The following is a 24,980-nucleotide window of genomic DNA, read 5'->3' as shown; positions in this document are numbered from 1 at the left end:
ATGACGCAGGTTTAGCTGATATTCACAGATTTTTTATTAGTAAATATTTTCCTCCGTATTTCTGGTTTCTTCCCAAAGTTTAGCAGTAAACCAATTTCTATATTCGTCGCTTTCAAATAATTTATCAGTTGAAACTCATGCGCTTCAGTCACAGTTTCGGTTGCTTTTAGCTCAAGAATTACAACATCCTCCACAATAATATCGGCATAATATTCTCCAACTACATCACCCTGATAACTTACTTTTATTGGTTTCTGCGATTCAACTTTCAACTCCTCATTTTGCAACTCAATTAAAAGTGCATTGTGATAGACTTTTTTCAGAAAACCATATCCCAATTCATTGTAAACCTTATAGAAGCATTTAATTATTGCTTCGGTTAAATCAGAATATTTGTAATCCATTTTCATCTATCAGCGAGTTTCAGTTAAATCAACGTCATCTGTGTTCTAATTCTTCTTCACAAAAACACTTCTCACCCTATCCAAAACATCGTAAACACAAGGTATTACAATAAGGGTAAGCAAAGTTGATGTTACCAAACCGCCAACCACTGCCAGCGCCATTGGCGAACGCAGCGATGCACTTTCGCCAAAACCAACGGTAAGTGGTAACAGGGCTAATATGGTTGTTAAACTGGTCATAACAATTGGCCGAATACGTTGCTGCCCGGCTTGCAGAATGGCTTGTTTTCGTTCTACCCCTTCGCGGATGAGCTGATTGATCCGGTCGACCAGAATGATCGAGTCGTTTACGGCAATACCCACCAACATAATCACCCCGATAATGGCCATAATGTTGAATGTTTTTCCGAGAATAAAGAAGACGAGAACACTACCAACCACAGCCAGCGGAATAGTCAACAGAATGGTAAACGGGTGAATGAGCGACTCGAACTGAGAGGCCAGAACCATGTAAACCAACACAATAGAAAGCAACAATGCAAAAGTAAGGTTAGTCAATGATTCCTGACGTTTCTCCTCTTCACCGGTTACCATGATACGGTAATCGGGTAATAAATCGATGCTTGCTGTCTGCATACGAATATCGTTTGCCACATGATCCAACGGAATACCGTCTTCCAACTGTGCAGTAACCTTTCCTATGCGGTTCTGGTTCCTTCTGAAAATTTCTTTTGGCGATACGCCAAAACTGATATCGGCAATTTCGCTTAAACGGAAAACCTGGTCGCCCGATGTGATGATCAGCGAACCGATTTCATCGATACTTTTCTCGGGAACTTTAATGGTAATATCCTGCATTTCGCCACTGCGTTCCAGTTCGCCGGCATCTTTCCCCTGCAACTGATCCTGCATTTGCGTAATTACACTGTTAATATCGATGTTGTACATTCCGGCGCGCATGCGGTCGACATGAATTTCAACTTCAGGCGCACCATCTTCAATCGATGTTTGAATATTAAACAGTCCGTTAACACCCTGCATTTTTTCTTTTACCTGGTTAACAACACGCTCGATCTCGTCCAGTTCCTCGCCACGAACCTCAACCACAACTGGTGCTTCGTCGGTTCCAAGAATTGACTGAAGTGCACTTTCTTCCTGCGAAAAACTAACTTCGAGTCCTTCAATATTAGAAGTTAACTGGTCGAGTGTTTTTACAATACTTTCGGTTGAGATGGTTGATTCAGGTTTAAGAATCACTTTTAACTCTGCCGTATTTTCGCCTTCAAAAACAGCATTCTGGTCACCCGAAATACTTGACGACGGACCCGCCTGCGCATAAATTTTATCTAAATTATCGCCCAGGTAATCCATTAAAATACCTTCCAGATTTCTTACTGTCGATTCTGTGCGCTCCAGTTCTGTTCCTTCCTGCAATTTCAGGTTAACAGTAAGTTCGTGTGTTTGTGTTTTTGGCATAAACTCGGTACCAATGTGCGGTATCAACAATCCGGCTCCACCAATCGCTAAGGTTGTAATTATTATAACCACCCATTTTGCATCGATTACTTTTGATAAGAAACGGCCATACCCTCCAACTTTTACCGATTTTGATTTCAGCGGTGCAGTTCGTTTTCGGTAAAAACGGTGGTACATCATCGGGATTAAAAAGATAGCTACTACCAACGACGAAAGCAGCGAAAATGCAACCGTCCAGGCCTGATCTTTAAACAACTCGCCCGAAGCACCGTGCAAATAAACTATTGGCAGAAAAACGATAATGGTGGTAAGCGTTGATGCTGTAATTGCCCCGCCAACCTCGGCAGTTCCGTTAATTGCCGCGTCTTTTACACTCATGCCGTTTTCGTGGTTTCGGAATATATTCTCCATAACCACAATGGCATTGTCAACCAACATACCCGCACCTAAGGCGAGCCCTCCCAAAGTCATAATATTTATGGTGAGGTGGTTAAAATACATCAGGTTGAAAGTGGCAACAATCGAAATTGGAATGGCAACACTTACAATCAGTGTAGTTCCGAAACGACGTAGAAAAATAAATAAAACCACCACTGCCAGCAAAATACCCAGTAAAGCTGTATCCTGCACTTCGCCAATGGCACTGCTGATAAAACGCCCTTGGTTGGTTACGCCAATCAATTCGTAACCGGGAAGTGCTTTTTCAATATCCACCAATGCTTCGTTAATTTGATCAACCGCATTTACAGTATTGAATTTGGTTTCTTTGTAAATAGATAGTCCCAAACAACGTTCGCCGTTTATATGAACAATGTTTGTTGGTTCTTTATTGCCGATAGAAACTGCTGCAATATCTTTTAAATAAACCGGAGCCATTGAGCCCTGATTTTGATTAGCGTTTGTTTCAGCGCTGCGAACAGCTTTGTAACCCACAATCAGGTTTTCAAAATCCTCCACCGTTTGCAACATCGATACACCCTTTACAATGTATTGCGTACCCATGTCGGTGATTTGACCACCGGAAACGTTGCGGTTAAAATTCTGGATGCGCGATGCCACTTCGTCCATGGAAAGACCCTGCGCATCGAGCCGGTAAATATCGGTTTCAATAATTATCTCACTTTCTTCTTGGCCCGACAGTTCAACTTCGGCAACACCTTCCAAACGAACCAACTCGTTTCTTACATAGTTTTCAGCTACTTTTCGCAGCTCGTTCATGTTGGTAATTTCGTTGTGCTTCAGCCCAATTATCATTACCGGGGTTGTGTTCGGATCGTGCTGGGTTATCTGAAGTTCGTCGATATCGGAATTCTGGGTAAGCGTATTCAAGGCCTTTTGCAGGTCGAGAAAAGCTTCGTCCATATCTTTATTCCAGGCGTATTCTACGGTTATTTGTGCCGATCCTACCCTTGATGAAGAAGTTACCTGTACCACGTCGGACTGACGAATGGCAAGTGCTTCGATGTTTTCAACAAACTGCTGCTCCATTTCTTCCGGAGGGCGCTCGCCCGAAGTCACTTCCACAAAAATGCGGGGTGAGTTCAGATCGGGAAACAGGTCGACCCCCAATTTATCGTACGAAATGTAGCCCAGCAATAAAACGCCAAGCACCACCATTAAAACGGTAACCGGGTAATTGACAGAAAATTGCGTTAATTTTTTCATAACTGATTTGTCTTTGTTTTACCGGCTACTCTATAAAATCACTTTTACTTTTGAATTATCGCGGAGTGTTTCAAATCCTTTTATAATCAAACGGTCGTTGGGGCTGAGGCCTTCCAGTACTTCAATTTCATCCTGGTTGGAGATACCTGTCGTGATACGACGATCGTTGGCAGCGCTGTTACGCCCAACAATAAACACATATTTCCCGCGCGAACCGGTCATTATCACGTCTTTCGGAATAACTACGGCACTGTCTTTTTGAGCCGTAATAATGTTGGCTTTTATAAACATTCCCGGACGTAGTTTCAGTTCCGGATTATCAATTTCGAGCTTACCTGTAAATGTGCGTGTTTCGTCGCTGATAATTGGCGACAGTTCCGTAACATGCCCCACAAGCGTATCTTCGGTAAGTGTATAGTTGGTAATCATTACTTCCTGCCCGGTAGTTACTTCCGAAATGTTTTTTTCCGGAAGGTTGATCTCCACATACATTTTGTTGTAGTTCATCAGGCTAACCATACTCTCGCCAGACGATACGCGAACACCCTCGGTGTAATAAGGCAGTGCTACAATGATTCCAGAGAAAGGAGCAACAACCTGCATTTTTGCCAACTGTATTTCAGCACTTTCGTAGTTATTTTTGGCTGAAATCATCGAAACTTCAGAGTTACGCATTTCGAGCAGTGTAACACCACCTTTTTCGTACAGCGACTTCTGTTTTTCGTATTCCTGCTCTGAAATCTCAAGATTTAGTTTTATAGACTCAATATTCAGTCCGTTCAGGTATTCTGCATTTTCCAGTTTTACAATAACCTGACCTTTTTCTACGCGGTCGCCCAATTGAAATTTGCGGCCCGTTCTCGGGTTGGTTTGTAAAATATAATTTCCTTGAATTTCAGAACTCAATTCGGTCTCGTACACGGCTTTTGCGCTTCCGGTTGTACTTACAAATTGCTGAATACTTTTAAGCTTGATGTTTTCAACTGAAACAGGAACAGCTAACTCAGTTGACTCAGAACCGGTTTGGTTGTTACACGAAATGGCGGCAACAACAACACCTAACACGATAAGTAATTTTATATGCTTCATTTTTGGTAATTTTTTCAGTTTTATTTTTGACTATCGATTACGTACAATTCCTCAGGAATAATGGCTTCGTCTTTTTCGAAATCGTACAACGATTGTATTTTAAGGTTTAATAATTCGATTTTATAATTTATAAGCGCCTGGCTCAATGCCACTTTTTGAGACGAAAGCTGGTTTTGATACAGGTTTAAATCCATACCTGTCAGGTCGCCGTTTTCGTAACGTTCAAGGTTAATTTCGTAAGTTAGTTGAGCATTGCGTTCATTTTGTTTGGCCAAATCAATCTGGTTCAACTGGTTTAGGATGTTACGGTAAACCTGGCGAATATCAACAACAATTTGTTTCTTTTCTTCATTCAGGTTCAACTCTTGCGATTCGATAGCCGCTTCGGCAGCGGCAATTCTTGCTTTACGTTCGCCCCAGTCGAAAATTGGGATATTAAAACTGATACCTACCGACGGACTTTTGGTTGGATTTTGGTAAATATTACCCAACTCATTGTTATCGCCGGTAATACCAAAACGCAAATTCATGTCTCCTCTGAATTCATTCTGTGCTTTAGTACGGATAAGATCGAACTGACTGGTTTCCACATCGATTTCGCGTTGACGCAACTCCATTCTTGATTCCAAACCATTTTTAATGGCTTTATCTAAATCAACCGGAACCGGGTTTACGCTAACATCGGCTAAAATCATGATATCTTCAAAAAGATCCATGCCTAAATAAAGCTTCAACTGGTCTTTGGCGTTTTCGAAGGTTACTTCGCTGTTTTGCAAAGTAGATTTGGCCGATGCCAGGTTCAATTCCGCCTGGTATTCTTCTTCTTTTGCAGCCAAACCGGCTTCAACTTTGTTTTTAATTATGTCGTAACTTTTTTGTGTATTGACCAGCTCATCTTTGGCAATCGACAAGTTCATTTGCGCCATATAAACATTGTAGAAAAACTCAGTCACACTTCTTTCAAGGTTCAGATACTGCATTGCGTAACTGATGCGGGCATTTTCAAAGTTCAGCTCCAGCTCCTTAAGTTGTAACTTTAAAGTGTTATAAGTAAATAAGGGCTGATTCAGGTTTAAATAGAGGTTATTAAAGAATACCTCACTTTCGGTGAATGATGAACTGGAATTATTACTCGACCACCCAAACTCGTTGGTTAGCGAGATAGTACCATCGGTTATTAAAATTGGCTGAGCAACTGTAAATAAAGTACTTGTTTCGAAGTTTTCGTTGGTATACCACTCGGAAACACGGTTGTCGAAACGCCTCTGTTTACTGTAATTTACAGGATTAACCTGCAACGAGAAACGTGATTTCAGAGCGGCTCGCTGGGCTTCCAGATTTTTTTGGTAGCGCTCGAGATTTAATAACGACAGCTTCAAATCAGGGCTTCCCGTTTCGGCAATACTTAAAGCCCTTTCCAGGGTTAAGGCTTCCTGTGCCTGAAGAGCAAAAGTTGCAGCCGCCATAAGAAACAAGGCAATTGCCAGCTTTTGCATAAGTTTGATTTTTGTTTTCATCTTCTTTAAAATTTTTTCTTCAATGGTTCCGCTCCGAATTCATCCTTGTTTTACAAGCACTTAGCTCGAAACGTATGCTGATTTATTTTATAATTTCACAATTTTTACCGCGTCGGCGTATATCATTCGCAATTCGGTTTTATCCGTTAATTCAATAACCGCCTTTTCGGACGAGAAATAAAATGAGCCTAAATGCACCCACCCGGTTTCGGTACTTTGCGAATCAAGGTAAGCCTCTTCTTCTCCGTCGTCGGCATGAATTATAAAGTTTAAACTTCCTTTTTCTTCTCCACGGTTACGGCCAAACCCGCGTCCTTTATAAAAGTGGTAATACACATCGTAGTAACCGGCCTCTTTCACCGGAACATTCCAACGGGCAACCTGCTCGCCGTTTCCGCCTTTAATATAATAGGCCGAACGAACGTATTCGCCATAAAACTCGTCGCTGGTAGTAGCAGTCCACGACATTGGAGGCCTCCACTGGTTTACACTCGAATATTTCTGCTTTGTCTCTTCTTCTTTTACAATAAGTTTTTCGAGCAAACTCACCTGGTGATTTTCTGTCACTTCAAATCCCGGATCTTCGTTATCTACAATCTCCTCATTCGGAAGTTTTGTTTGTACTGCAGTTGAACTGATACGTTCTCCTTCCCACACCCTGGCTTTCAGGTCTTCTTCCACTTCGCGGAACATTTCCATATAGGTTTGCGGAACATTTTTCGATGTTAAAGAATTAAAAATGACCATACGCGGAGTGCCATCAAACAGATAGCTCATTTCTTTGGTTTGGTGGGCGGCTAATTCAATAAGTTTATCCACCGTTTCTTCCGAGCCCATTCCCGGAGGGCCAAAACCACCGCCGCCACCACCTCCGGCAAGGCGGAAGGTGAGTTTTATAATACCATCAACATCCGAGAAGTTGGTAACTTTAAGCGAGATCATGGTTTTCATGGCATCGCCCGATTTTACTTTTACACCTTTTATTGGCGAAACCAGGTAACCGGGCAATGATTTGGCTTTAAACCAACTGTTCATCATTGGTTCCAGCTCTATCTCAAACCTGGCTTTAATCTCTTCATCAAATTCCTCGAACGAGATATTCTGGTACTTGTACTTCTCCAGCACCCCGCGCAGAAAATCTTCAAAATCTTCCTGGCCGGCTTCCAGTTTTATGGTTGAGAAAAGCACATCGCCTTTCAGTTTAATTACATTATTAATAATATCGCTTTGATCCGGATCGGCAAGAATTTCCTCGAACGAATAATCCTGCAAGGCAATATTTGCCATAATATCAGGGCTTTCGCCACTCATGCTACTCATAAAAAGTGATCGCATATCGGTAGACTGGCTTTTTAAATATGCCTCGAAAACCCGGTTGGTAATCGGCCATTTGTCCGATTGAATATTGTTTTGAAAATTGTACAACCAGGGAAAAATAAAATACGGATTTGACGATTGTTCCACGCTCATTTCTCCTCGCGACCATCGGCGATCGGTTTCATTTTGCTCTGTAAATTTCTCGAGAAACTGCCCAAGAACGCGCAACTCTTTGTCTTCGTCGGTCATTTCGCCACCGCCTCCACGACCTCTCCAACGGCCCATTCGTTCTTTTTGTTTTTCAAAATCGGCTTCGCGAAACATGTAGCCTTTTTCCTGAATCAGCACCTTGCCTGGCTGAATAACTTCCTGCACCGATGTCCACATACGTTGGTAGGTTTTAAACTGCGCCGGAACCTCAACCAGTGCCAGTTTATCGGAATTGTACTCCAGGTTATAACCTCGTTTGAAATCCTCAAAACGCTCGTAAATTACTGATGCCAGGGTATCTTTCGACTCCGGGAAAACACTGTTGAAATAATCGTGACCTTCGACGAGCCAAATGCCAAATTCAAAATCATTATGCTCCAGACTTTTATATTCATATTTGCCAATAGCCAGCGAAAGTTGTGTTAGCGGTGTTTCCGGCTCAAAATGGAACTTACCTGCCGAAACTTCTGTCATTTCACCTTCCGAAACCGGTTGTAATCCCTCTTTTGTGTTCACCGTTAACGAATAATCCACAAACTCAGGTTTGTACCAACTCACATCTTCAGAGCTGTACGTAACACCAACTTTCGGATACCAGTTGGCTTCGCGGGTAAGCAACACATAATTGGGCGTTACAAAAGCATAACGTTTGTCAACATTCAATACAAATTGTCCGTATTTTTCCTGTCGTTGTTCTTCGTCGATATCCAGGTAGCAATACGCTTCGTCGATTGTTCCGTTGTATGTAAATTCAACTTTTGTACTGTCGCCGGGTTGCAGGCTTAGCTGATCGGACAGGATAACCAGATGATCTTCGCGCAAAAACGGGGTAGTTTTTCCGTTTACTTTCAGATCGGTAATTTCCAGACCTGCATTCAAACTAAAAATCAGTTTCGACAAAGGCTGCTCCAAATTATTTTTCAGCATCATTGCCGACTGCACACTCAACGACTCGCCATTATGATCGAGTACAATATCGTGCGAAAGCACATCGGCCAGTGGTTCTTTTACATATTGATTATTCAACTCGATGATATCGGCACGTAAAGCTTCTGTTTTTTTGAAACTGTTGATGTGATTAAAAGCCAGATAACCGGCACCACCAATAAACACAACACTAAAAAATAGCGACACGTAGGTCATTGCTTCCGACTGTGGCAGACGTTTGAGCAAGAAAATGGTAAGGAAAATGAAACCTGAACCCAATCCGAAATATATTCCGCGATGGATAAGAATTACATCAAGATTGCTAAATCCAACAATATCGGAACTTAACATGGGGATGTTAAACGCCATGTAATCGAAAATGTAATAATATTTTGCCTGTAAAAGGAAGAGGGTGATACCGATATAACCAAGCACCAAAACAAAAGTGATGGCCTGGTTGCGGATTACGCTCATCAGCAAAAACGACAAGCCCATAATAAAAACAAGGGTTGGAATACTTATCAGCACCAAATACACGCCGTACGAAACCCAATCGATGGGAGTACCTTTGGCCAGCGCATTAAAAACAAGTGCCAGAATAACCACCGCGATGTTCAGAATCATAAACACCTGCATGTTGCCCAGTGTTTTTCCGATCACGTATTCGCCATTGGTCATCGAGCGCATGTAGATTACTTCGGTGGTATCTAATTTTTTATCGCGTTTTAAAAAGTCGGAGGCCAAAAACACAGCAATTACTGCCTGGGCCACGTTTAAAATCAGCAAATTAAAATACGGAATCGCACTCGGAATCGCACGGATGGCCCAGCTTTCACCACCACCGCCTTCAATCACCATTCCGAAGTTTAAACCAAACAATACGAACAATGAGAGTATACTGAATATGCGGAAAAACCAGCTGCGAAAAAGTGTTTTCCGCTCGTATTTTGCTATCGAAAATATGTTATGTAACGAAATCATTTATCCGGTTTTAAGCGTTAGACCATTGGTTTAGTTTGTTTTCCATAAAGTGCACATAAGCGTGCTCCAGATTTGGGTCCATGGGTTTTCCCTGGTAACCGTCAATCTCATTGGCAACAACCTGCACCTCCCAGCCTCCATCGATCGGGATGGTAGAAATTACAGGGTATTTTTCGTTTATCTCAAGGTATTCCTGTTCAGTAGCTTCTATTACCCAAACATGGCCTTCGGCTTCTTTTACCAGTTGCTCCGGCGATCCGGCAAATGCCAGTTTTCCCTGGTTGAGTAATGCCATATTATCGCAGGTACTCGAAATATCGCCCACAATGTGTGTCGACAGGATAATAATTACGTCGCGGGTACTAATGGTTGAAAGCAGGTTACGGAAGCGGATACGTTCTTCGGGGTCGAGACCGGTAGTAGGTTCATCCACAATAATAATCTGCGGATCATTTATCAGCGCCTGGGCAATTCCCAAACGGCGTTTCATACCACCTGAAAGTTTATTCGCATTTCTGTCGCGCACTTCAAACAAACCTACTTCTTCCAGCATTTGGTCAACGGCACTGCGGCGTGCTGCCCCGCTTTTCATACCTGCCAAACGGGCAGTATAATCGAGAAATTCGGAGGTTTTTAATTTAGAGAAGAAACTAAAATCCTGGGGCAAATAACCCAACATCGAGCGAATCTCGCGGCGATGTTTCGAAAGTTCATAATCGTTGAAATATACTTTGCCGCTTGTTGGTTTCATTAGCGTTACCAAAATGCGCATCAGTGTTGATTTCCCAGCCCCGTTTGGACCTAAAAGGCCAAACATACCATTTGGAATTTCAAGGTTGAGGTTATTTACAGCGTAACTGCCTCCCTTGTAGATTTTGTTTAGATTTTCTATTTTAATATGCACCTTGCAATAATATTTTAAGAGAACACTGCCTTGGACTTACAAAGCATAAAATCGTTTAATAGTGTTGGTGCACTTTTATGATTTAAATTACATCCCTCAGCAGATTTCTTTTGTTTTTTTTATGAATACATCAAAGAAATTGCGGCCGGCAAATTCACAATTACACCAATAAGCCGAACTATACAGAAATAAAAAAGCTCTGCAAATCCTTGCAAAGCTGATACTTTCGTTTGGTAAACAAAGAAAGTGAGGGAGTCAACAATTACAGATTAAAAACACCATTTTTTATAATTTTAGCGTATATCTATGATCTTTTACACAGTCGGTTAACACAACTTCGTAGGTACCTCTTTTTAAATGGCTAAAATCTAACCGGGTTTGAATACTAACATCGCGGCCAAGATTCGATCCGTCAATATATTCTCCGTTTTGGTATATATTTACGTACACCGGTTTATTCCTGGTATTTAAAAATGACAGATTAACCATTTTTCCATTTACTTTATAATACGGCTCGTAACAAAAAGAAGCATTACTCACTGTAATTTTCTTATCCGCTACTTTTAATACACGATTTATACTCTGATTGCCGTAATTGATACTTACGCAATACAGACCATCACCCAATTCAGAAAAATCGAACATTTTTTTATACTCTGTCCGATGTTCGGTTTCCTTGTAATACAACAATTCACCGTCGAAATTGGTAAGGCTTACCTGCAAGGGTGCTTCGTGAGAAAAACTATAGGCAAGTATTGCCGCATTCTCCTCCACCTGAATAACATTCATTTTTGGTAACTCTGTGGCACTTGCCGCTCCCGCAACAAGAAATGCCAGGACTATAACAGCCCAAACTTTTGTTTTCATGACTTTTCATTTAATTGTTTCTTACTTAATAGACACAAAAACAGCACCTTTCGTTACTCCATTTGGCGACTAGTCGACCAACAACAAGCTAGTGTCGGCCAACACAAAAAAAACCGGTCTCAACAACCGGCTCCTACAATCAAATTCTGGGGAAAAACTAAAACAAAAAAAAAGGCTATCAGTTGCCTTTCCTGATAGCCTTAACTAAACTAATAACATTTTCTGACTATTTTTCTAAACTAAACGTAAATTCATTATTATAAGAACTCAGCACCACTTCGTATTTTCCATTTCTCAAAGCAGAAAGATCGTATCCTGAAGCTACATTAAACTCTTTACCCAAATCTGATTTATAAACCAAACCGTTTTCGTCGTAAATATTTATGCTCAGTCTTTCCTCATCAAAATTCAAATAAGAAAGTTTCAATATACCATCAGCAAATGCGAAGTAAGGATCAATTCTTAATTTTGACTCGCCTACGAATATACCATTTGATGCTACCTGAATATCTCGAATTAAACGTGTGTCGTTTACACGAAGATCCATGGTATAATTTCCGTTTTCAAGATTTTTGAAATCATAGATCTTTTGGTAAGAAGTCAATGGCTTTGTAGTTTGTTTATAATAAACCAACTCACCATCTTCGGACTGAATGCTCAACTCGAACAACGATGCATTTTCATTCATAATTGTTACCACCGCCTTGTCAGCTGACAACGGAGTTACACTCATTTTCGGTTTCTCAACGGCTGTTGCAACTGCTACAATTGCAACTGCCAATACTGTAGATAATAATTTAATTGTTTTCATAACCATTCATTTTTTAGTTTAACATTGAATGACAGTACAAACATATATGTTTTACAGCATATATGCCAAACAACATGTTTAAAAAATTAAATAACTACGCTATATTTAACATTAGCCTTAACATTGGACATACTAACACCATCTTAACGCCTTTATTTTCAGGACTTCCGAAAGCGGCTCCGCCTCTTTACAATTTTCATGCCATTTTACAAATAGCTATATTAAATTACTTTTAGCATTTCCTCAATAAACAGTTAAGTCGACATATTAGAACACCTTATTGTCTTTATTTGCAACACACTACCACCTCATCACAACAAAAATCCGCACCTTCACTTTTCACCCTTCAAGCACATCAATCCCACCAATTAGCGCACAAAATTACAGCCATGCAACATTTCATTCACCTACGAACAAACGCCCCTACAAAAAAAAATCCGGTCCAAGACCGAATCCAAAACAAAAAAAGGGCTGTCGGAATTTTCCGACAGCCCTTCTAAACCAATAACATTTTCTAATCTATTTTACTAAACTAAACGTAAAATCATTATTTCTTGAAGTCAAAATCACTTCGTATTGACCGGCAGCCAAAGCCGCAAGATCAAAACCTTTTGCAATATTAAAATCCTGACCCAATTTCGATTCGTAAATCAAACCGGTCTCATCATAAATATTCAAACTCAGGTTTTCCTGGTCGAAATTCAAATAGGTAAGCTTCAACACATTGTTTGAAAATCCGAAGTAAGGATCGATTCTCATTTTCGACTCACCCACAGCGATACCTTTTGACGAAACTTTAATATCTCTAATCAATCGTGTATCGTTTACACGAAGATCCATTGTATAATCTCCGTCTTCAATATTTTTAAAATCAAAAATTTTCTGATAAGTAAGAGATGGGTTTGCCGCTTGCTTATAATACACCAAACCACCGTCTTTAGCACTAATACTCAACTCAAACACAGCCTCAGTGCCATTCAGAATAGAAACAACTGCTCTATCTTCAGACAAAGGAACGATATCCATTTTCGGTTTCTCAACGGCTGTTGCAACTGCTACAATTGCCAGCGCCATTACTGTTGTTAAAAATTTAATTGTTTTCATAACTATTTTCTTTAATTGTTTTCATTTTAAAACCACTCTGCAAACATACATGTTTTACAGCATGCATGTCGAATAACATATTAAAATAATTAATAATGTTGTGATAATTTAACATTGAAGTTAACTTGTAATTTTCTAAATTTGCGTAATGCCCTTATATAAAGGCTTTATGTAGATGCGACACTTTGACTAACAATTATCGTGCCATTTTGCATTTTGAAATGTTAAATAATTTTTAGTAATTTATGAATAAACAGTAAAATATGCATATAAATATCCTGCATCTCGCTGAAGGTGCTAGAGACGCAAAAGGAACCGCTATTATAATAGATGTATTACGAGCCTTTTCCACAGCTTGTTATGCCATAAATAAAGGCATTGAAACCATTATTCCAGTTGGCGATATTGATTTAGCTTATCAGTTAAAAGAGGCTAACCCCGATTATCTTTTAACAGGCGAACGACACGAGCAGAAACCGGAAGGTTTTGATTTTGGGAATTCGCCAACACATATTAACAATGCAGCAATTACGGCCAAAACAATGGTTCAGACCACAAGTTCGGGTACGCAGGGGATTGCAAATGCCATAAATGCCGACGAAATAATTACAGGCAGCTTTGTTAATGCAGGTGCTATTATTAATTATATACAAAAGACCAATCCGAAGGAGGTTTCGTTGGTTTGTATGGGTTTTGCCTGCCAGTACCCCACTGCCGAAGATACACTGTGTGCCGAATACATAAAAAATGAACTGGAAGGACGGCCAAACGATTTTGCCGCCATGGTACAAAAGATTAAAGAAACCGATGGTGCCCGATTTTTTGATCCGGCTACCGAAAGCTGGTCGCCCGAAAGTGATTTTCACCTGTGCATGGATTTAAACCGTTTTGATTTTATATTGAAAGTTGAAAAGGTTGGTGATTTAAATTATCTTCGAAAACTCAAAATTTAACCTGTTTTTACCTATATAAAATAAGGTATAACAAAAGCCTTGTAACAATGCAACAATACGATTTCGACGAAATAGTTCCACGCAAAGGAACCAACTGTTTAAAACACGATGCCCTTGAACGTTTTTTCAATTCGGCCGATGCCCTGCCACTTTGGGTAGCCGACATGGATTTTAGAACACCCGATTTTATTGTTAATGCAATAAAAGAACGTGCCGAACACGAGATTTATGGTTACACCTTTCGTTCCGATTCGTATTACGAGGTGGTGATTAACTGGATGAGCCGGCGCCATCAGTGGGATATCAAAAAAGAATGGATCTCGTTTAGTCCGGGCGTTGTTGCAGGATTGACTTATGCGATAGAAAGTTTTTCGAGACCGGGCGACGGCGTTATCGTTCAGCCTCCGGTGTATTTCCCGTTTTTCGACAGTGTAAAAGGCACCAACCGGAAAATGATCCAGAATCCGCTGAAAATGGAAAACGGTCGTTATACTTTCGATCTGGAAGATTTGAAATCGAAGATTGACGAAAATACCAAACTGCTGCTGCTGTGTAATCCACAAAATCCGGGAGGTATGGTTTGGACACGCGAAGAGCTGGTTGCATTGACGGATATCTGCCTGGAGAATAACATCATGATCATTTCAGATGAAATTCATTCCGATTTAATTTACAAGGGTCATAAACACATTCCACTTGCCACTATTTCCGAAGAGGTGGCACAAAACTGTATGGTGAGTATGGCGCCAAGCAAAACGTTTAATGTTGCCGGGCTTACCTCGTCGCTGGTTATCATTCCAAACAAACGAAAACTGGCTTCCTACGAACGCACCATTGGCGTAGGGCATTTACACATGGGTAATATTTTTGGCACGGTAGCATTAGAGGCGGCCTACACGCGCGGCGACGAATGGCTGGCGCAATTGCTGGATTACCTTTGGGGCAACTATCAATTGCTTGAAAGCTTTATTCAGGAAAAGCTGCCTCGTGTTAAAGTAATGAAACCGGAAGCCACTTACCTCATCTGGATGGATTTTTCGGATTACGGCATGAAAAACGAGGAGCTGGCAAAATTCACCGTTGAAAAAGCGGGTGTGGCACTAAATGATGGTGGTCGTTTTGGTATTGGCGGCGATGGTTTCCTTCGTCTGAATATCGGCTGCCAGAGAAGTGTATTAAAGGAAGCGCTGAATCGTTTGGAAAAGGCTTTCGGATAGGGATTATTTAATTTTACCCGGATTCTTTTTAACAAAGTCGCCCCAATTTTTATACTCCTTCGATTTTTGCGGCTTGCTCATTTGTATAAAATGACAAATAGCTACGGCCACCGCATCGGTTTCGTCGAGCAATTGATCCATGTCTTTCAGGTCGTATACTTTTTGCAGGAAATAAGCCACCTGCTCTTTCGAGGCACGGCCCATTCCGGTTATGGCCTGTTTTACCAGCAAAGGAGCGTATTCGTGAATCGGCACGTCAAACATCAGTGCGGCGGCCATCAGTACGCCTTGACCGCGCCCCAGTTTTAACATCGACTGTACGTTTTTGCCATAAAACGGAGCTTCAATGGCCATTACATCGGGGCGATATTCTTTTACCAGGTGCAGTGCCCGCTCGTGCAGATATTTCAGTCTCATATAATGATCAGAGTATCGCTTGGGCGTAATGTTTCCCATGTGCAAAATAACCGGTTTTTTGTTTCTAATCTCAACCAAACCATAGCCGGTTACCGTTGTTCCGGGGTCGATACCCAATATACGAAGCGGTTTATCCATTCGATGAAAATAGTAATTTGTTGCTAACCTGCTGGCAAAAGTACAGATATTGTTTATTTGAAACACATAGACACATAGAACACATTAGCTTACTTTCTCAATTAAAAGTTTTTTGATTGCCTATTGCTATTTGCAATTGCCTATTCAATCTATGATCGTTAATCGTTCTTTGTGTTACTTCGTACCTCCTTTGTGAATCTTTGTGGTTTAAAATTTTACCACAACGCACTCAAAGTCCCCACTAAATTTCACAAAGTTGTTCTGGCATCGATAATCGAAATCCATAAGATTATCGTTCACCGCCGTTTTCTCCGGTCGAGTTGCTGCACCAGCACACCCGAAATAATAAACAGCAAACCAACAAATGTGGTAACGTAAATGGTTTCCTTTAAAATAAGGTGAACAAACACCAGCGACAGGAACGGTGCAAAAAACACCAGGTTGCCGATTTTGGCGTTGCTGCTGGTCAGGTTCATGGCTTTTAACCACAACACGTAGGTAATTCCTACCTCAAAAATTCCGGAGTAAATGGTGGCAATAAATGCTTCGCCCCAATGCACTTTAAACGATGAGAACAGTGCCACCACCGGAGTCAGGTAAATAAGCCCGATGGCAAAGTTGAGAAAGAGTTTCACTACCTGGTCGCGCGTGTCTTTTACATTAAATATCCAGTACAACGACCACAGAATTGAACTTCCAACCGCCAATGCCACGCCCAGTGGATTAGTGTTGCTAAATCCATTGAAACCACCTTGCGACGAGATAAAAAACACCCCAACAAAACTGATCAGCAGCGCCACAAAACTGATCCAGCTGATCTTCTGCTTGAGCATCGGCACCGAAAGCAGCGCCAGCGTTATCGGCCAGATCATATTCAGTGGTTGAGCCACCTGCGCCGGAAGCAGCGAATAAGCTTTAAACAAAACCAAATAATAAAGCAGCGGATTAAAAGCCCCCATCAGCAGCGAATACAACCATTCGCGTTTGGTTTGCCGAAATATTAAATGTGTTTTCCGCTGTGCTACCAAAACAAAAAACAGCAGCACCACCGTTACTGCCGACACATAAAATATAAGCTGAATAAAATCGTACTCGCGCAATGCCAGTTTAAACGATGTGGCCACGGTCGACCAAAATAAAACCGCCAAGCCGGCGTATAAATAGGTTTTTACGGTTCGCGACATAAGCTGGTAAAATCAGAACGCCAAAGTACGAAAAGAAATTGAATGGTTTTTTGCCTAATGTCATACAGAAAAAGGGGAAACCGACAATCTTTTGGCTGGTGCAGCGATTACATTTTACGACTAGCGACTTTTCGCCCCAATGTAATATTTACATTCCGCAACTAGCATCCTTTTGAGTAATGTACTTTTTACATTCAGAGGCTAGCGTACTTTTGAGTAATGTAATAACTACATCCTGAAACTAGCGACCTTTTGACCAATGTAGAAACTACATTTCGAAACTAGCGCCCTTTTGGCCAATGTAGAAACTACATTCGGAAACTAGCCACCTTTTGAGCAATGTAAAAACTACATTCGTCAAACGAGCTTTTCCCCGTGTAATTTGTACATTCCAAAAAACTGTTTTTTTCAATGTAATGGAAAGCGATTATATTTAATGCAGTAAAACTCAAATTCGCTGTAATTATAAACACATATAGCAGTAACAAAACATTGAGTCATATTATCGATGAACATAATTCTGAAAGCAACGCAACCATAACCGTCAAAAAACAATCCTAAAAGAAAACATTGATCCCAAAAAGCTATCATGAGAAAAGCACTAATCTTCTTAGTTTTCGTTTTTGCAACCACAACCTGGTCTTGTGATACACAAAACAATTGTGATGGTGTTGATTGTTTTACACCTCCAGCACCCTTTGTTTTTGAGTTGGTTGATAAATCAACAGGAGAAAATCTATTTACATCAGGTGTATTTAGTCCTGAAGACATTAACATTGTAAATATCGATGACCATAGCAACGCTGAATTTCAATTTATTGATGAAAACGATTTTAATGTTATTACCATTCATTCAATAGGTTGGAAAACCCAGACTGTTACTTACTCCATTGAAATCTCTTCAGAAAGTTTGTTTACCTTGTTTGTTGATGCTGAAAGGCTGAATGAGAATTGTTGTGCTTTTACACGGTATAATGAAATAGAAATAGACGGTTCGGAATTTGAATTGAACGAATTAGATGGAGTATATAAAATATTAGTTGAATAAAGACTGATACAGTGATTCCTAAAACTCCGAATTCTCAATAGCACGCTCAAACAATCCTTCTTTATTTTCCGGCTCTTTATCCGGGTAAACCTTGCGAAGTTCCCGGTATTTCTCGCGCGATTCTTCAATAAACACACTTCCCGGATAGCTGGTTAGCATTTGTTTGTACAGCTCTTTTGCTTTTTCCTGCTGCACCAGGTGGTAGTTATTAATTTCAGCCAGCAGGTACAAAGCATCGTCGCCCAGCAGGTCGTAACTAAAATCGGTAACAATAGTTTGCAGATACTCGGCAGCCATTGCGTAGTTCTGCTTATCCATTTCAATTTTTGCCTTACGGAAAAGGATATTATCCACCAGCGAATGATACGGATACAATTCTGCCAAACCATCGAGAATGGTCATAGCCTCATCGCTTTTGTTTTGGAAAAAGCGCAAATCAGCTTTAGCAAACATGGTCAGCGGAACCGCGGTAGTATCGAGGTTAAGGTTATTACCAATCAGCATCGACAGCTCCATGGCATCGTTGGCCGTTAGTTTCGAAGTGCTGGCTTTTAACACATCCAACTGTGCTTTTGCCCAGCTGAAGTTACCCATGTAATAACCCAATTTTGCTTTTTTCAGTTTTACCTCGTCGCCCAATGTATTCTTTTTGTTGGCTTCAATTACCTGCGAATAAATCAGCATGGCTTCCCACTGATCGTCGGCATACACATAGATATCCGCCATTTCGGCTTTCAGCTGCCCCAGCTCTTCGGGTTTTAGTTGCGGCACTTTCTCACCTTTCTCCAAAACAGCAATTGCTTTTTCTGTATCATTCAGGTAAAAGGCCAGCAAATGTGCATACTCGCGCACCAGTTGCAGGGTAGCCGGGCCAATGCCCAGGTATATCAAACCGTTTTCAAAATCGGTGGCCAAAGCTTTACCTTGCTCCGGGTCGCCATCTCCCTCTTTGGTATATTCCATGTATTTTGCATGAATATTCCGGGCAAAAGCCTGCGGAAAATATGGCGTTTCTTCTCCTTTGTCCAGTATATATTCGTAGGCTTTTTGTGCCTGTGCATACTCCTTATTTCGTAAAGCCATGTCGCCCAATTGTGCAATCTGCCCGTCTTCTGCCCCGGTTCGTTTATCCAAAGCAATCGACTGGCGCAGCGCACTTGAAAATTTCTTTTCCTGCAGAAAAAACCAGATCAGCAAACGATTGTAGCCAATTATATTGGGCTCGCCCTGAATACGTTTTAGCACCTGCCCCCGAAACTGGTCGCGCAAACCATCATCAATATCCAAGCGCATGGCCGAGGCCAAACTGCTTTGCACCCGCGCCAGATGTTGCTCTCCTTCGCGTAACAGGTTCAGGTATTCTTCCATCATGTTGGTGTAATCGCGTAAATACAGGTAAGCCCGCGCCAGCTCGTAATTAAACGACTCTTCGGGCATGGCAGCTCTTCCTTTTAAATAGGTATCGCGCGCCAAACCGTATTCGCCCCATCCCAAAAACGAATTGGCAGTGGTAAGGTAAGCTCCGCGGTTGGCCGGCACTTTGTTGATGGCCTCACGAAACATCGCTTCGGCTTCTTCACTGCGGTTTTGCTCTTTATAAACCTGCCCCAAATGCACATAATATTCCGGACGCGGTGGTTTTTGCTTTTTAATCTCGCGCTGAATTTCCGTCTCGGCCTCGCCATATTGCTCCAAACCTATCAGGCTGTTAATGTAATACCTGAAATAGGTACTGTTGCGGGTGAGCTGATACACCTCTTTTAATAACGGCGCAGCCTTTTCAAAGTCCTTCGCATTGTAGTAACGAATGGCCAGACTCGATTTGGTTTGAACCTCGGACTGCTGTTGTTGTGCAAAACCGGCATTCAATCCCGTAATTAAGAGGAGTAGTATAATGAAGTGTCTCATTGTTTTCAGCTTGTTGTACAAAAATAACACAGTTGTTTAAACTATACTTTTTTTAAGAACAATTTTGAGAGTTAGGAGTTTAATCAATTTTAGTTTGATTTTAAACTTTTACATTTGCAGAAATTTTTCATGAACTGTCTAAATGTTATTTGTCGGAAATATTCTGATGGATTTTTTATTTAGACAAGGCAAAATTGACGCGAATAGCACCAGCTATTTAAGGAAGTTTTGCAGCAGAATAAATGAAAAAGACGCAGAATAGAACGATATAATAATTTTTAGTCAGTTTAGGATATGGCACATGAGTTGAATGGCAGAGAACGCCTGCCAAAGTGGATGAAGATGAAAATGCCGAAGGGGGAAAGTTATTCGAAGGTAAAGAACCTGGTGAATAAACATGGGTTGCACACCATTTGCACCAGCGGAAACTGCCCGAATATTGGCGAATGCTGGAACCGTGGAACAGCCACATTTATGATTTTAGGAAACATCTGTACCCGCAAATGTAAATTCTGTGCCGTACCTAATGGAATGCCGCTTGCCCCCGATTTGGAAGAACCCAAAAAACTGGCAGAATCGGTGCGCATTATGGGCGTAAAACACTGTGTTATTACTTCGGTTGACCGTGATGATCTGGAAGATCAGGGTGCCGGAATCTGGGCTGAAACCATTCGCGAAGTAAAACGTGTGAATCCGGAAACCAAAATTGAAGTGCTGATCCCTGATTTCAGAGGAAAAATGGAATTGGTGCAACAGGTTATTGATGCCTGCCCGGATGTGATTTCGCATAACCTGGAAACTACCGAAGAGCGCACTCCGTTTATCCGCTTTGCTGCAAAATACCGCCGTAGCCTGGATGTAATTAAATACGTTGCCGACAATTTCGGACGGGCAAAATCGGGTATTATGCTTGGCTTGGGCGAAACCCACGAAGATGTGCTAAAAACAATGGACGACTTGCTGGAAGCCGGTTGTAAGGTAATGACCATTGGCCAATACCTGGCACCAACAACAAAACACATGCCTGTGGTTGAATACATCGAACCGGAAAAATTTGTGGAGTACCGCAACATTGGAATCCGTAAAGGTTTTAAGTTTGTTGAAAGTTCGCCACTGGTGCGCAGCTCATACCGGGCTGAAGAACATGTAAAAGCGTAAGGAAAGTTATCAGTATTCAGTCGCAGTTGGCAGTTTAACAATAGAACAGTTTAGCAATTATAAAATTTGAGTTACTGACTGAGAAAGGTTGAAAAAACTCGTATCTCGTGGCTCGTAGCTCGTAGCTAAAAAAGAAAAATGGCAGATTTTAATTACGTCGATCTTGGTTTAAAAGAATATAAAGCGTGCTGGGATTACCAGGAAGAGCGTCTTCAGGAGCTTACCACGCAAAAACGCAGCACCGGCAAACCCACTGCCGACAACCATTTTATTTTGGTTGAACACCCACATGTTTACACGCTGGGCAAAAGTGGCGACGAAGCCAACATGATGGCCAATGCCGAATTTTTAAAAAAGATTGAAGCCACTTATTTCAAGATAAACCGCGGTGGCGATATTACTTATCACGGACCCGGACAATTGGTTGGTTACCCGATTATCGACCTGGAACACTACAAAATTGGCGTGCGCGAATACATCGAAAGAATGGAGAATGCCATTATTGCAACGGTTGCCGAATACAGACTGGAAGCCGGAAGAAAAGAAGGTGCTACCGGCGTGTGGCTGCAACCCGACCATAAAGTGCGTGCACGAAAAATCTGTGCAATCGGGGTACGTGTGAGCCGTTATGTTACCATGCACGGTTTTGCGCTAAACGTAAACACCGACATGCGTTATTACAACTACATCAACCCGTGTGGTTTTGCTTCATCTGCGGTAACTTCTATTCAACAAGAGTTGGGTAGAGAGATTTCGATGGAGGAAGTAAAAGAGGTTGCCAAGAAAAAATTCAACGAAGCTTATTGAGACTCTTAGTCATTGGTCGATTAAATGACACTAGTTGCTGGATACCCGATTCTGGAAACTAGATACTAGATTCTGGATGCTTGTGCCCTGAAACTTGTAGCTAGCGGCTAGTGGCTAGTGGCTAGCTTTTCCATCGCAAAAAGATTCGTTTTGGTAGCGGTATAACACACGAACATAGAGACTTGTGTAAGCGGGGGTTGTAGCTACCGGAACAATTAATTCCCGGTAGTGCCATTAACGTGTTTTAGTACTAATTGCTCGATTGCTCCTCTGTTAAAGGGTTTAAGCAGATAGTCGACAATTTCGCCATTATCCAGAGCTTCCAAAATCTCAGGGCTTTCCTGATAGCCCGACAGTATGCTACAGGGAACATGCGCACATACATTTCTTATTTTGCGGATAAACTCCAGCCCATTCATAGCAGGCATTCTCATGTCGGAAATTATAAATTTTATGTCCGGATCGCTGGTGAATATCTCCATTCCTTTCTCGCCGCTCTCGGCAGTTAACACCTCAAAAACTTTCGAGAAGGTTAATCGAAAAACAGTGATATTCATTTCTTCATCGTCCACATAAAGAATTTTGGGTTTGTTGTTCATGTTTCATTCCTTTTTGTGGTAACATAACTGTTACGGTAGTTCCTTTGTTTACTTCCGACTCAAATTCGAGGCTACCTCCGTGTTCTTTAATAATGCCAAAGACAATTGAAAGTCCTAAACCGGTTCCTTTCCCCGGATCTTTGGTGGTATAAAACGGGTCGGTGATTTTATTTATAGCGTCCTTTTCTATCCCCTTCCCTGAGTCGGTTATTGTAATGATTAAATGGTTGTCGTTTTTAGTTGTTTTTATCCAAATTTGGCCTTTTTCGTTAATGGCCTGTTCGGCATTCGATAGAATATTCAAAAAAACCTGATGAATATTTCCAACATTTCCAAAAGTAACAAATGTTTCGTCAGAATAGTTCTTATGAATTTCAATTCGGTTATTTAACTGGCTTTGCAGCATTACCAGGCTGTCGTCGAGTATTTCATGAATTTTACATTCTTCGTTATCTGACGGGGTATTTCGGCTAAACTGGTTCAGGCTTTTTACAATACCGGCAACACGATCGACTCCTGTTTTAATGGCATTAAAAATAATCTCGGCTTCCTCGTCGCCAAGATGTATTTCCTTTTGTTTTAATGCTTCGTAGGCACCAATAATATAGTTAAGCGGATTATTAATTTCGTGAGCAACTCCGGCAGTAAGTACCCCCAACGAAGCCATTTTCTCGGAATGAAACAGCTGCGCCTGGGTTTCTTTTAAGTCGATAAGGGTACTTACTAACTTAGCGTTCTGCTCGTTAATTATGGTATTTTTTTCGTGTAAGGTTTCGTTTTTTAACTGCAGCTTTTCATTGGCCGTTTTTAATTCCGATGTACGTCTATCAACAATGTCTTCCAGGTTCCTTTTGTGTTTCTCCAACTCTAGTCTTGTCGATTTTATTTCGGTAATATCGCGGCCCTCGGCAATTAAATAAATGAGTTTATCGTGCGAATCGTGGATCGGTTTTAACGAAATGTCGATGTAATGAACTTTTTCATCCTTATCGATATTTGTGGTTTCGTACCGAACGGTTTTTCCTTGACGGGCCTGTTCAATAGCTCCGGTTAATTTTGTCTTTTCTTCGGCAGAATGTTCCCACCACCTGGTTTCAGGGAAAAATACTCCTTTGTATTCATCGTTGCCATATCCGATAAAATCGCATGCGGTTGAATTGGCTTCCAATATTCGCCCCTCACTATCAAGTAAGCCAACAAACGAAAATGTTTGATTGAAAATGCCTTTAAACATCTGCTCGCTCTTTATGTGGGTGCGTAGCTGTTCGCCTATAATACTTTCGTAAATGGCAAAAATTATAATCGGCAAAAAAAGTATACTTACAATCTGTTCAAATTCTTCGGCATTTTCCCATATTGTAGAATGCTGGTATATATTGATGATCGATCCGGCCAGTAAAATAATTAACGCAACACCCAATAATATTTTGTATTGACCCCGGTTACGATAGAGCCGCATAAAAACAATTATTGCCGATATGGAAATAAGAAGTGCTGATATTACATTTACTCCAACAATATAACTTTCCATTACAGCTCCTTTTTTACGATACTAACAAACAGCAGAATACAGGCAATTAAAAAAAATGTATGCTCGATTATATTAATTTGAGTGGAAAAAATAAGCACTTCCAGAACACTGTTGACTTTTGAGAACAATATAAAAACAACGCCCCAAAACCACCAGGTTCTGGCGTAGCTTGTACTCTTACCTATTAATGATAACAGGTAGAGAAAAAGTAAGGTACTTATCGCCAAGTCGAGTATCTCGCTTACATTCTGCATAAAAATCACAAAAATAGAAGCAAATATATTAAATGTGGCATTATCGGTTTGAATTACGCCGACTTATTGTCCGCCGGATTTGTTCTGGATCTCCATCATATTACCGGGCTTATGCAAAGACATAAACCCAAATTGTTTATACAATTCGTGAGCATCTTCAGTTCCCAGGCCCCAGCGACGAAGCCCCTGTAAATTATTGTGTGTCATTATGGCTTCCATTAATTTTTTGCCGTACCCCTTTCCCTGGAATTCGGGAAGGATAAAAACATCGAGCAGCCAGGCAAAAACAGCATAGTCGGTGATTACGCGTGCAAATCCAACCTGCCTGCTTTCGAGGTATACACCAAAACACAGCGAATTTTGGATTGAGCGTTCTACGGTTTCCAAAGTGCGTCCTTTCGCCCAATACGATTCGTTCGCCAAATAATTGTGAATGACAAGGACATCAAGCTTTCCCTTATCAGTGGATATTTCAATCATCGTTTTCTGCTTTT

At 41.1% G+C, this 24,980-nt stretch carries 20 protein-coding genes; 5 read left to right on the top strand and 15 right to left on the bottom strand.

Annotation, left to right across the window (positions count from 1 at the left end; translation table 11 throughout):
- Window positions 1–11: 11 nt before the first annotated feature.
- The 9 genes from G4420_RS16000 to G4420_RS15960 all read right to left on the bottom strand — a co-directional run bounded on the left by G4420_RS16000 (window position 12) and on the right by G4420_RS15960 (window position 13,272).
- Entirely contained in the window at window positions 12–410 is a 399-nt protein-coding gene (locus tag G4420_RS16000) for a GxxExxY protein (protein ID WP_204273716.1), read from the bottom strand.
- Window positions 411–449: 39 nt separating this feature from the next.
- Window positions 450–3,545, bottom strand: a complete 3,096-nt coding sequence (locus tag G4420_RS15995; RefSeq protein WP_163324946.1) for an efflux RND transporter permease subunit — start codon at window positions 3,543–3,545, stop codon at window positions 450–452.
- Window positions 3,546–3,575: 30 nt separating this feature from the next.
- Window positions 3,576–4,634: an efflux RND transporter periplasmic adaptor subunit gene (locus G4420_RS15990; protein ID WP_163324945.1), complete on the bottom strand. Its 1,059-nt coding sequence runs from the start codon at window positions 4,632–4,634 to the stop codon at window positions 3,576–3,578.
- A gap of 20 nt (window positions 4,635–4,654) precedes the next feature.
- Window positions 4,655–6,151, bottom strand: coding sequence for a TolC family protein (locus G4420_RS15985; protein ID WP_163324944.1), 1,497 nt, complete (start codon window positions 6,149–6,151; stop codon window positions 4,655–4,657).
- Between the two features lie 87 nt (window positions 6,152–6,238).
- Window positions 6,239–9,586: a golvesin C-terminal-like domain-containing protein gene (locus G4420_RS15980; RefSeq protein ID WP_163324943.1), complete on the bottom strand. Its 3,348-nt coding sequence runs from the start codon at window positions 9,584–9,586 to the stop codon at window positions 6,239–6,241.
- A gap of 10 nt (window positions 9,587–9,596) precedes the next feature.
- A complete protein-coding gene (locus G4420_RS15975; protein WP_163324942.1) occupies window positions 9,597–10,490 on the bottom strand; it encodes an ABC transporter ATP-binding protein in 894 nt (297 codons plus the stop codon).
- Between the two features lie 285 nt (window positions 10,491–10,775).
- A complete protein-coding gene (locus tag G4420_RS15970; RefSeq protein WP_163324941.1) occupies window positions 10,776–11,357 on the bottom strand; it encodes a hypothetical protein in 582 nt (193 codons plus the stop codon).
- A 226-nt stretch (window positions 11,358–11,583) separates the two neighbouring features.
- Window positions 11,584–12,168 carry a hypothetical protein gene (locus G4420_RS15965; RefSeq protein WP_163324940.1) on the bottom strand — a complete coding sequence of 195 codons (585 nt, stop codon included), beginning with the start codon at window positions 12,166–12,168 and terminating at the stop codon, window positions 11,584–11,586.
- 519 nt (window positions 12,169–12,687) lie between these two features.
- Window positions 12,688–13,272, bottom strand: coding sequence for a hypothetical protein (locus G4420_RS15960; RefSeq protein WP_163324939.1), 585 nt, complete (start codon window positions 13,270–13,272; stop codon window positions 12,688–12,690).
- Between the two features lie 263 nt (window positions 13,273–13,535).
- On the opposite strand from G4420_RS15960, the gene G4420_RS15955 reads away from it, so the two are divergent.
- Window positions 13,536–14,225, top strand: a complete 690-nt coding sequence (locus tag G4420_RS15955; RefSeq protein ID WP_163324938.1) for a 2-phosphosulfolactate phosphatase — start codon at window positions 13,536–13,538, stop codon at window positions 14,223–14,225.
- Window positions 14,226–14,272: 47 nt separating this feature from the next.
- On the top strand, window positions 14,273–15,442 hold the full coding sequence (locus tag G4420_RS15950; RefSeq protein ID WP_163324937.1) for a MalY/PatB family protein: 1,170 nt from the start codon (window positions 14,273–14,275) through the stop codon (window positions 15,440–15,442).
- A gap of 3 nt (window positions 15,443–15,445) precedes the next feature.
- Here G4420_RS15950 and ruvC read toward each other — a convergent pair whose 3' ends face one another.
- Both ruvC and G4420_RS15940 read right to left on the bottom strand, forming a co-directional pair.
- Window positions 15,446–15,997, bottom strand: coding sequence for a crossover junction endodeoxyribonuclease RuvC (gene ruvC, locus G4420_RS15945; protein ID WP_045031512.1), 552 nt, complete (start codon window positions 15,995–15,997; stop codon window positions 15,446–15,448).
- 296 nt (window positions 15,998–16,293) lie between these two features.
- On the bottom strand, window positions 16,294–17,181 hold the full coding sequence (locus tag G4420_RS15940; protein ID WP_163324936.1) for a DMT family transporter: 888 nt from the start codon (window positions 17,179–17,181) through the stop codon (window positions 16,294–16,296).
- 589 nt (window positions 17,182–17,770) lie between these two features.
- Between G4420_RS15940 and G4420_RS15935 the strand changes: the two genes are divergently transcribed.
- A complete protein-coding gene (locus tag G4420_RS15935) occupies window positions 17,771–18,229 on the top strand; it encodes a hypothetical protein (protein WP_163324935.1) in 459 nt (152 codons plus the stop codon).
- Between the two features lie 18 nt (window positions 18,230–18,247).
- On the opposite strand, the gene G4420_RS15930 is transcribed toward G4420_RS15935, so the two are convergent.
- Window positions 18,248–20,137 (bottom strand): tetratricopeptide repeat protein, encoded by a 1,890-nt coding sequence (locus G4420_RS15930; RefSeq protein ID WP_163324934.1) that lies wholly within the window; start codon window positions 20,135–20,137, stop codon window positions 18,248–18,250.
- A gap of 294 nt (window positions 20,138–20,431) precedes the next feature.
- Here G4420_RS15930 and lipA point away from each other — a divergent pair, with 294 nt between their 5' ends.
- Complete coding sequence (gene lipA, locus G4420_RS15925) at window positions 20,432–21,295, top strand: lipoyl synthase (protein ID WP_163324933.1); 864 nt, start codon at window positions 20,432–20,434, stop codon at window positions 21,293–21,295.
- Between the two features lie 138 nt (window positions 21,296–21,433).
- Window positions 21,434–22,102 (top strand): lipoyl(octanoyl) transferase LipB, encoded by a 669-nt coding sequence (lipB, locus tag G4420_RS15920; RefSeq protein WP_163324932.1) that lies wholly within the window; start codon window positions 21,434–21,436, stop codon window positions 22,100–22,102.
- A gap of 215 nt (window positions 22,103–22,317) precedes the next feature.
- Here the strand turns inward: lipB and G4420_RS15915 are convergent, their stop codons facing one another.
- The 3 genes from G4420_RS15915 to G4420_RS15905 all read right to left on the bottom strand — a co-directional run bounded on the left by G4420_RS15915 (window position 22,318) and on the right by G4420_RS15905 (window position 24,966).
- Window positions 22,318–22,701: a response regulator gene (locus G4420_RS15915; protein ID WP_163324931.1), complete on the bottom strand. Its 384-nt coding sequence runs from the start codon at window positions 22,699–22,701 to the stop codon at window positions 22,318–22,320.
- Window positions 22,664–24,232 carry a sensor histidine kinase gene (locus tag G4420_RS15910; RefSeq protein WP_163324930.1) on the bottom strand — a complete coding sequence of 523 codons (1,569 nt, stop codon included), beginning with the start codon at window positions 24,230–24,232 and terminating at the stop codon, window positions 22,664–22,666. The genes G4420_RS15915 and G4420_RS15910 overlap by 38 nt, the downstream gene beginning before the upstream one ends.
- A gap of 317 nt (window positions 24,233–24,549) precedes the next feature.
- Entirely contained in the window at window positions 24,550–24,966 is a 417-nt protein-coding gene (locus tag G4420_RS15905; protein ID WP_163324929.1) for a GNAT family N-acetyltransferase, read from the bottom strand.
- Between the last annotated feature and the right edge of the window lie 14 nt (window positions 24,967–24,980).

The sequence above is a fragment of the Draconibacterium mangrovi genome (genome assembly GCF_010586825.1).
GTDB classification, from domain to species: domain Bacteria; phylum Bacteroidota; class Bacteroidia; order Bacteroidales; family Prolixibacteraceae; genus Draconibacterium; species Draconibacterium mangrovi.
The sequence above is the reverse complement of the archived record's forward strand: the minus strand, read 5'-3'. Positions and strand labels throughout refer to the sequence as shown.